General features: G+C 68.4%; 6 protein-coding genes and 3 pseudogenes. 4 read left to right on the forward strand and 5 right to left on the reverse strand.

All coding sequences use genetic code 11. The features are described 5' to 3' along the window. Nucleotides 1-118: 118 nt before the first annotated feature. The 5 genes from AC27KI_RS16005 to purT all read right to left on the reverse strand — a co-directional run bounded on the left by AC27KI_RS16005 (nucleotide 119) and on the right by purT (nucleotide 4,639). Complete coding sequence (locus AC27KI_RS16005; RefSeq protein ID WP_487089789.1) at nucleotides 119-865, reverse strand: GGDEF domain-containing protein; 747 nt, start codon at nucleotides 863-865, stop codon at nucleotides 119-121. A gap of 5 nt (nucleotides 866-870) precedes the next feature. Further along, on the reverse strand, nucleotides 871-1,260 hold the full coding sequence (locus AC27KI_RS16010; RefSeq protein ID WP_284405222.1) for a DUF1987 domain-containing protein: 390 nt from the start codon (nucleotides 1,258-1,260) through the stop codon (nucleotides 871-873). A gap of 33 nt (nucleotides 1,261-1,293) precedes the next feature. Beyond that, on the reverse strand, nucleotides 1,294-1,866 hold the full coding sequence (locus AC27KI_RS16015) for a SiaB family protein kinase (protein ID WP_284402851.1): 573 nt from the start codon (nucleotides 1,864-1,866) through the stop codon (nucleotides 1,294-1,296). Between the two features lie 14 nt (nucleotides 1,867-1,880). Further along, nucleotides 1,881-3,119 (reverse strand): SpoIIE family protein phosphatase, encoded by a 1,239-nt coding sequence (locus AC27KI_RS16020; RefSeq protein WP_487089788.1) that lies wholly within the window; start codon nucleotides 3,117-3,119, stop codon nucleotides 1,881-1,883. 317 nt (nucleotides 3,120-3,436) lie between these two features. Then, nucleotides 3,437-4,639, reverse strand: coding sequence for a formate-dependent phosphoribosylglycinamide formyltransferase (purT, locus tag AC27KI_RS16025; RefSeq protein ID WP_317356057.1), 1,203 nt, complete (start codon nucleotides 4,637-4,639; stop codon nucleotides 3,437-3,439). A gap of 161 nt (nucleotides 4,640-4,800) precedes the next feature. On the opposite strand from purT, the pseudogene AC27KI_RS16030 reads away from it, so the two are divergent. From AC27KI_RS16030 to AC27KI_RS16045, 4 genes and pseudogenes are all read left to right on the forward strand, one after another. Next, nucleotides 4,801-5,181: pseudogene (locus tag AC27KI_RS16030) on the forward strand (ATP-binding cassette domain-containing protein); the annotation flags it as partial. Continuing rightward, nucleotides 5,167-6,396, forward strand: coding sequence for a DUF3455 domain-containing protein (locus tag AC27KI_RS16035; protein WP_487114714.1), 1,230 nt, complete (start codon nucleotides 5,167-5,169; stop codon nucleotides 6,394-6,396). The pseudogene AC27KI_RS16030 and the gene AC27KI_RS16035, both read left to right, overlap by 15 nt. 127 nt (nucleotides 6,397-6,523) lie before the next feature. After that, nucleotides 6,524-7,098: pseudogene (locus AC27KI_RS16040) on the forward strand (sigma-70 family RNA polymerase sigma factor). Beyond that, nucleotides 7,095-7,348 (forward strand): annotated as a pseudogene (locus AC27KI_RS16045) (hypothetical protein); the annotation flags it as partial. The pseudogenes AC27KI_RS16040 and AC27KI_RS16045, both read left to right, overlap by 4 nt.

Consider the following 7,348-nt stretch of genomic DNA (forward strand, 5'->3'; position numbering starts at 1 on the left):
CCCGCGTCGCTGTCCACGACGAGGATCCGCCAGTCGGGCCCGCCCTGCGGGTCGCAGGTGCGGACGGTGCGCGCGGCGGCGACTTGCGGCGCGGGACAGTCGGGCACCACCCCGGCGTTCATGCGGCAGGCAGGTGGCGGCTGCACGGGGCGAGCGACACGCGATTGCGGCCGCCGCGCTTGGCGACGTACAAGGCCTCGTCCGCCAGACCGTAGGCGTTGTCGAAGGTGCCGCCCTGCGCCAGGCAGCTCAGCCCGAAGCTGGCCGTGATGCTGCTGCCATCGGGCAGGTCGAAGCGGTGGGACTCGATGGCCTGGCGCAAGGCCTCGGCCACCGGCATCGCCGTGTCGTGGCCCTGCCCCGGCAGCACCACGGTGAATTCCTCGCCGCCGACCCGGCCGACCTGCGCGGTCGGGGGCACGACGGCCTGCAGGCAGGCGACCACGCCCAGGATCACCCGGTCGCCCATCGGGTGGCCAAAACTGTCGTTGATGCGCTTGAAATGGTCGATGTCTAGCACGATCAGCGCGAGGCCGCCGCTTTGCAGCTGCTGGTTGACCCGCTCGATGATGGCCGCCCGGTTGAGCACGCCGGTCAGCGGGTCGTGGTTGGCCCGGTACTCCAGCTGGGCCGCCAGGTCCTGCAGCCTCAGGTTCAGCTGGTTCATGTCCAGCTCCGCCCGGTCGCTGCGGCGCACCAGGCGGCGCGTCTCCCGCAGCAGCCGCTCGTAGGCGACCAGCAGGTCCCCCAGCGCCTGACGGCAGGGGGCCTCTTCCAGGCCTGCATGCCGCTGGTAGGCGCTGCGTGCGACCAGCAAGGCCTGGTTTTCGGCTTCGAACAGGTCCGGGGGGGTCGCGGCGTCCATGGGCATCAGGCCGCGCTGACGGGGTGGGTCGAGAAATGGATGGCGGGAAAGTCTTCGCTGAGTTCCTGGCCGAATTCGAGGATGGTGTCGTCCTCCTCATCGTGGTACCAGTGCACCACGACCTCGTTGCCCGCGCCGGCCGCATCGCTGAGCGCCTCGATCAGGTTGAAGAGCATCTTGGTGCTCGAACTGTTGAAGTAGGCGAGCGCGATGCTCACCTCGATTTTGGTGTCCACCTGCCCGGCCAGGTAGGCCCTGAGCTGCGTGAGAACGTCGCCATAGAACGCCGCGGCATTCTCGGGGTAGGACTCGCCGCGCAAGCTCAGCGTATGGGCGTCGAACTTGAAGTCCACCTCCGGTGAACTGGGGGTCGGTGCGATGTAGAGGTTGTCCATCTGTGATCTCGATTCGTTTGCGGGCTTGGCGCGTCAGATCGCCGCTTTCAGATAGAACACCGGTGCCTGGTCGGGTCCTTGCGTCGCGTCGAAGCCAAATTCCAGCGGCTCACGGGCGTCGCGTGCCATGGTGAGGAACCCCATGCCTGCGCCCTTGCTGCCCTCGGGGGTCTCCTCGCGCAGGGTCTGGCGGTAGGCCTGCTTGATTTCTTCCAGCGTCATGCTGCGCAGCGCGGCCAGCTTCTCGCGCAGTTCGTCGGCGATGCGGGGCTCCACCGGGTTGGCGCACAGCAGCAGGAAGCTGCCGTCGGCTTCGCGGCGGATGCACACCGAGCCGTGGCGCAGTTCGCCGTTGTCATGGCTGGGCGGCGTGAGGGTGTCGGCGGAGTAATGGATGATGTTCTGCGCCATCTCCACGAAGGACGAGAACAGCTTGCGCCGGGTCGGTCCCGCCACGTCGGCGACCTCCAGCTGCAGTTTCACCGCATCGGCCATGGCCGCGATGATGTTCTGCGAGAAGTAGCCCACGTAGTAGAAGATGACGCGGTGCTGCCTGGCCAGGTTGAAGAAGGAACCGGGGTTTTCAGCGTTCATGAACGAGGGCATGGCGGATTTCCGTCTCAGGTGCGAAAGCAAAAAAAGGTGAGGTCGTCGCGGCGGTGGTGATCGCCCTGGCCCTGCCACTGCTCCAGCGCATCGAGCACAGCCCGGTTGATCTCCACGGGCGTGCGCTCCCGCTGCTCGAAAAGCAGCTCCCGCACGCGGCGTTTTCCCAGCGCGATCGCGCGCGGGCCGCCCACCTGGTCGATCAGGCCGTCGGTGCTGACGAAAACCAGCGTGCCGGGGGGCAGGATCAGCTCTTGGTTGTTCCAGGCGAAATCGAAGTCGCTGTCCACGTAGCCCACGCCTTTGCGCTGTCCCTCGATGATCTCGACCGCGTCGGCGCCGGGCCGCACCAGGAACAGCGACAGCCGGGCCCCCGCGAAGACCAGGCGCCCCTGCGCCGGCTCGAACCAGAAGCAGGCGGCATCCATGCCGTCGTTGGAGCGCTCCGTGCCTTCCTGCGCATCCTGCTGCCCCAGCATCTGCTTGATGCTGCGGTTCACGCTGCCCAGCAGCTGCGCGGGATCGCGGGCGCCGTGCTGCTTGATCGCCTGGTTGAGGCTGGTGGAGGCGATCAGGGTCATGAAGGCGCCCGGCACGCCATGGCCCGTGCAGTCGGCGACGGTGGCGAACCAGCCGTCAGGCTCGGTGCTGAACTGGTAGAAATCGCCCCCGACCACGTCTCGCGGCTCCCAGACCAGGTGCGCGCCGGGGCACACGCGTGCCAGCGCCTCGAGCGAACTGCGCAGCGTGGACTGCTGGATCACGCTCGCGTATTCGATGCTGTGCATGACCTGGCGGTTGCGCGAGGCCTGCATGTCCGCCACCACACGCATCAGCTGCAGCCCGTTGCCCACGCCGATGAAGGCGCCCTCGTGGGTGATGATGAAACCATCGGACAGGGCCTTTTCGCCGCATTCCACCGTCTTGAACGTCAGCGCCTCGATGTCCAGCGCGGCATCGACGATCAGCGGTTCCTTGTCCATGAACGCGATGCAGCTCTTGCGGCCGTAGAGCTCCATGCGAAACGGCTTGCTCATCTGGGAGAGGAAGATGTTGCGGTTGATCAGCCCGATGGGCTGCCGACCCTCCACGACAGGCAGGCTGACGAGGTCGCGGTGCTGGCCGAACACCTCCATGACCTGTTCGTTGGTCTGGTCGGTCGTCATGCAAGGCACCATGGTGCACAGGTCCGCCGCACTGGGCTGACGGAAACGGGGCCGAAAGCTGCTCAGGTACTCGGAATTTGCGGACATGGGGGCCAGGGGTGTTTGTTAGCAAATGTTATTCATTCCATGTTTCGCTTCGATGACAGGATGGTGACGGTATGGCGCTGCGCAGAGGCCGTCGAGCCTCCGGGCCATTGAAGGGGCGGCTTCAGAAGGACGGGGGATGTGCCAGGAACGGGTGCTTTCCCATTCCGTTGCGATGAAGGGGCGAGCCCCACGGCGGCGCACGGCAAGGAGGCCACGCTCCGGGGGCCGGCACGCTGCGCGCATGCCTGCCGTTTCGATTCGGACCCCGACGACAGCGCCCGCCACCGCGGTCGGATCGTTGGTGTGAATGCCGATGCCTACGCTTTGCGTGGCCTGACCTTGCCGGCCGCCAGCTTGGCACGCTCCCGCGCCACCTCGACATCGGCATCGAACGCCAGCGCCACGCCCATGCGCCGCTTCACGAAACTCTCGGGCTTGCCAAACAGGCGCAGGTCGGTGTTCGGCACGCGCAGGGCCTCGTCCACGCCGTCGAAGGCGATGCCTTGCGCATCCATGCCGCCGTAGATGACGGCGCTGGCGCCCGGGCTGCGCAGGGCGGTGTTGACGGGCAGGCCCAGGATGGCGCGCGCGTGCAGCTCGAACTCGCTCTGCACCTGCGTGGCCAGGGTGACCAGGCCCGTGTCGTGCGGGCGGGGGCTCACCTCGCTGAACCACACGGCATCGCCCTTCACGAACAGTTCCACCCCGAAGAGCCCCTGGCCGCCGAGGTCGTCGGTCACGGCCTTGGCGATCTCACGGGCGCGCTCCAGGGCCGCGGGGCGCATGGGCTGGGGCTGCCAGCTTTCCACGTAGTCGCCGCTGACCTGGATGTGGCCGATGGGTTCGCAAAAGTGCGTCTCGGGCTGGCCGCCTTCGCCGAGCGCGCGCACGGTGAGCAGGGTGATCTCGTAGTCGAAGTCGATGAAGCCTTCGACGATGACGCGGCCATGGCTCACGCGACCGCCGGCCATGGCGTAGTCCCAGGCCTTTTGCACGTCGGCCGGGCCGTCGATCTTGCTCTGGCCCTTGCCGGAGCTGCTCATCACGGGCTTGACGATGCAGGGGTAGCCGATGCCGCCGTCAATGGCCGCCTGCAGCTCTTCCAGCGAATTGCAGAATTGGTAGGGGCTGGTGGGCAGGCCCAGCGTTTCGGCGGCCAGGCGGCGGATGCCTTCGCGGTCCATGGTCAGGCGCGCGGCGCGCGCGGTGGGAATCACGCGCACGGTGCCGGCGGCCTCCAGCTCTTCGAGCATGGGCGTGGCGATGGCCTCGATCTCGGGCACCACGAGGTGGGGCCGCTCGGCCTCGATGAGCGCCTTCAGCTGGGCCGGATCGCTCATGGTGATGGTGCGCGCGTGGTGGGCCACCTGCTGGCCGGGCGCGTTCTCGTAGCGGTCCACGGCAATGGTCTCCACGCCCAGGCGCTGCAGGGCGATGAGGACTTCCTTGCCCAGCTCGCCCGAGCCGAGCAGCATGACTTTGGTGGCCGAGGGCGAAAGGGGGGTGCCGAGAGTGGTCATAGCAGGTGAAGGGATGGAATGAAGAAGAAGGGTCGGAAAAAAACGGGGGCTCGGTCCCGGAGGACGGCGAACAATAATAGACGCCCATGGCGCATCCCCCCCTTCTCCAGATCGATCACCTGCACAAGCGCTACGGCGATGCCACGGTGGTCGACGATGTCTCGTTCTCCATCGCGCCCGGCGAATGCCTGGGCGTCATCGGCCCCAACGGCGCCGGCAAGACCACCACCATCCGCATGTGCCTGGGCCTGACCGCGCCCGACGGCGGCAGCGTGCATTTCCACCCGGAAGGGGCCGGCTCGCCGCTCGCCATGCCCCAGGACGCGCTGGCCATCAAGGCGCAGCTGGGCGTGGTGACGCAGTTCGACACGCTGGACCCGGACTTCACCTGCGCGGAGAACCTGCGCATCTTCGGCCGCTACTTCGGGCTCAAGGGCGCGGTGATGCAGGAGCGCGTGCCGCGCCTGCTGGAGTTCGCGGCACTCACGCACAAGGCCGGCGCCAAGCCGGGCGAGCTGTCGGGCGGGATGAAGCGGCGCCTGTCGCTGGCCCGCGCCCTGGTGAACGACCCGCGCCTGCTGCTGCTGGACGAGCCCACCACCGGCCTGGACCCGCAGGCCCGCCACCTGATGTGGGAGCGCCTGCAATTGCTGGTGCAGCAGGGCAAGTCGATCCTGCTGACCACGCATTTCATGGACGAGGCCGAGCGCCTGTGTTCGCGCCTGCTGGTGCTGGACCACGGCCGCAAGATCGCCGAAGGCCGCCCGCGCGAGCTGATCGCCGAGCACCTGGAGCCCGACGTGGTGGAACTGTTCGGCGTGGGCGCCGTGGCGCTGGCCGAAGACGCCGCCCTGCGCCCGCTCGCCGCCCCGCGTGGAGGCGAGCGGCGAGACGGTGTTTTTCTACACGCACGACGCCCGGCCGCTGCTGGCCGCCCTCAGCACGCACGGGCACCTGCGTACGCTGCACCGGCCGGCCAACCTGGAAGACCTGTTCCTGAAGCTCACCGGCCGGCAGATCCGCGAAGACGGCTGAACCGGCCGCCTGGTAAAAAAGCCGGGCCGCGCGGCTTTGGAAAAAAAATATTTCGCGCGGCCTGCATCCAAACGGCGTTCCCATGGGTAGTACCTGCAGCAGCGGAGATTGCTGCTGCTTTTTTCAACCCAACCGAAGACAAGGGAAACGCCATGACCATCCAGCCAACGCTCTCTCGCCTCATCCCCCTGACCGGCGCCATCGCCGCCGCGGCCCTGCTCGCGGCCTGCGGCTCCATGTCGGCATCGGGCCCGAAGTTCTCGCAGGACAGCCTGCCCGAGTCGATCAAGGTGCCGGCCGGCAACAAGGTGGCCTGGGAAACCGTGGGCGTGGGCGACATCACCTACGAATGCCGCGACAAGGCCAACATGCCCGGCCAGACCGAATGGGTGTTCGTGGGACCGAAGGCCGTGCTGAACGACCGCAGCGGCAAGCAGGTGGGCACGTATTACGGCCCGCCCGCCACCTGGGAGGCGCAGGACGGCTCCAAGGTCACCGCCACGCAGCTGGCCGTGGCGCCGGCCGGCACCGGCAACCTGCCCTACCAGCTCGTGAAGGCCAACCCGGCCATGGGCTCGGGCGCGCTGACGGGCGTGACCTTCATCCAGCGCGTGGCGCTCAAGGGCGGCGTGGCCCCGGCCGCGGCCTGCACCGCCAACAACAAGGGCGACCGCCAGACCGTGAAATACCAGGCCGACTACATCTTCTGGAAGGCCGCCTGACGGCCCGGGCGGGTCTTTCAGGGTCGAAAGCCTTTGGAGCACGGTCATGTCGGCTACCATGCGGCCCACGTTCCGGGCGGCCGATCGACGCCAGCGCCCGGCCTTCGACCGCTGGAGCCACCGCCCCTTGCCTTCCACGCCTGCCGCTGACGACGACTTCGACTACGAAGCCACCCTGGCCCGCTGCGCGGCGGGCGACCGGCAGGCCATGCGCCGCCTGTACGAGCACGAGGGGCCGCGCCTGCTGGGCGTGGCCTGGCGCATCGTGCGGCAGCGGGCGTTGGCCGAGGACATCGTGCACGACGCCTGCGTGAACATCTGGACGCGCGCCGGCAGCTTCGATGCCAGCCGGGGCAGCGCCCGCGGCTGGATCTACAGCGTGGTGCGCAACCTGGCCCTGAACGCCGTGCGCGATGCGGGCCGCACCTCGACGTGGACGACGACACCGTGCAGGCCCTGGAAGCCGAGCAGTCGGTGCAGGCCCACCGCGAGATCGCGGAAGCCTTCGAACTCAACGCCAGCCTGGGCCGCCTGCAGCACTGCCTGGAGGGCCTGGACCCGGCGCGGCGCAACTGCGTGCTGCACGCCTATGTGGATGGCTGCTCGCACGGCGAGATCGCCGAACGCCTGGGCGCGCCGCTGGGCACCGTGAAGGCGTGGATACGGCGCAGCCTGACCTCGCTGCGGGAGTGCATGGCATGACCGCGCCGATCCCCCATCCCGCCGTGCCCGAAGACCTGAACCTGCTGGCCGGCGAGTACGTGCTGGGCACCTTGTCCGCCGCCGCCCGCGCCCGCGTGGCGCAGCGCCTGGCATCGGACCCGGCCCTGCAGCGCGCCGTGGCCGACTGGGGAAGCGCGGCTGCTGCCGCTGACCGGGCTGGCCGAGCCGATCGCACCGCCGGCCCAACTGTGGACGCGCATCGATGCCTCGCTGCAGGCCGCCGACGGCG

The organism is Acidovorax sp. KPB24-03, from assembly GCF_057546605.1.

Excerpts from the sequence above, each read along its gene's own strand:
- AC27KI_RS16015 (WP_284402851.1), bottom strand. The coding sequence starts at position 1,866 with ATGCCCTCGTTCATGAACGCTGAAAACCCCGGTTCCTTCTTCAACCTG.
- AC27KI_RS16005 (WP_487089789.1), bottom strand. The coding sequence starts at position 865 with ATGGACGCCGCGACCCCCCCGGACCTGTTCGAAGCCGAAAACCAGGCC.
- AC27KI_RS16035 (WP_487114714.1), top strand. The coding sequence starts at position 5,167 with ATGAAGCGGCGCCTGTCGCTGGCCCGCGCCCTGGTGAACGACCCGCGC.
- purT (WP_317356057.1), bottom strand. The coding sequence starts at position 4,639 with ATGACCACTCTCGGCACCCCCCTTTCGCCCTCGGCCACCAAAGTCATG.
- AC27KI_RS16010 (WP_284405222.1), bottom strand. The coding sequence starts at position 1,260 with ATGGACAACCTCTACATCGCACCGACCCCCAGTTCACCGGAGGTGGAC.
- AC27KI_RS16020 (WP_487089788.1), bottom strand. The coding sequence starts at position 3,119 with ATGTCCGCAAATTCCGAGTACCTGAGCAGCTTTCGGCCCCGTTTCCGT.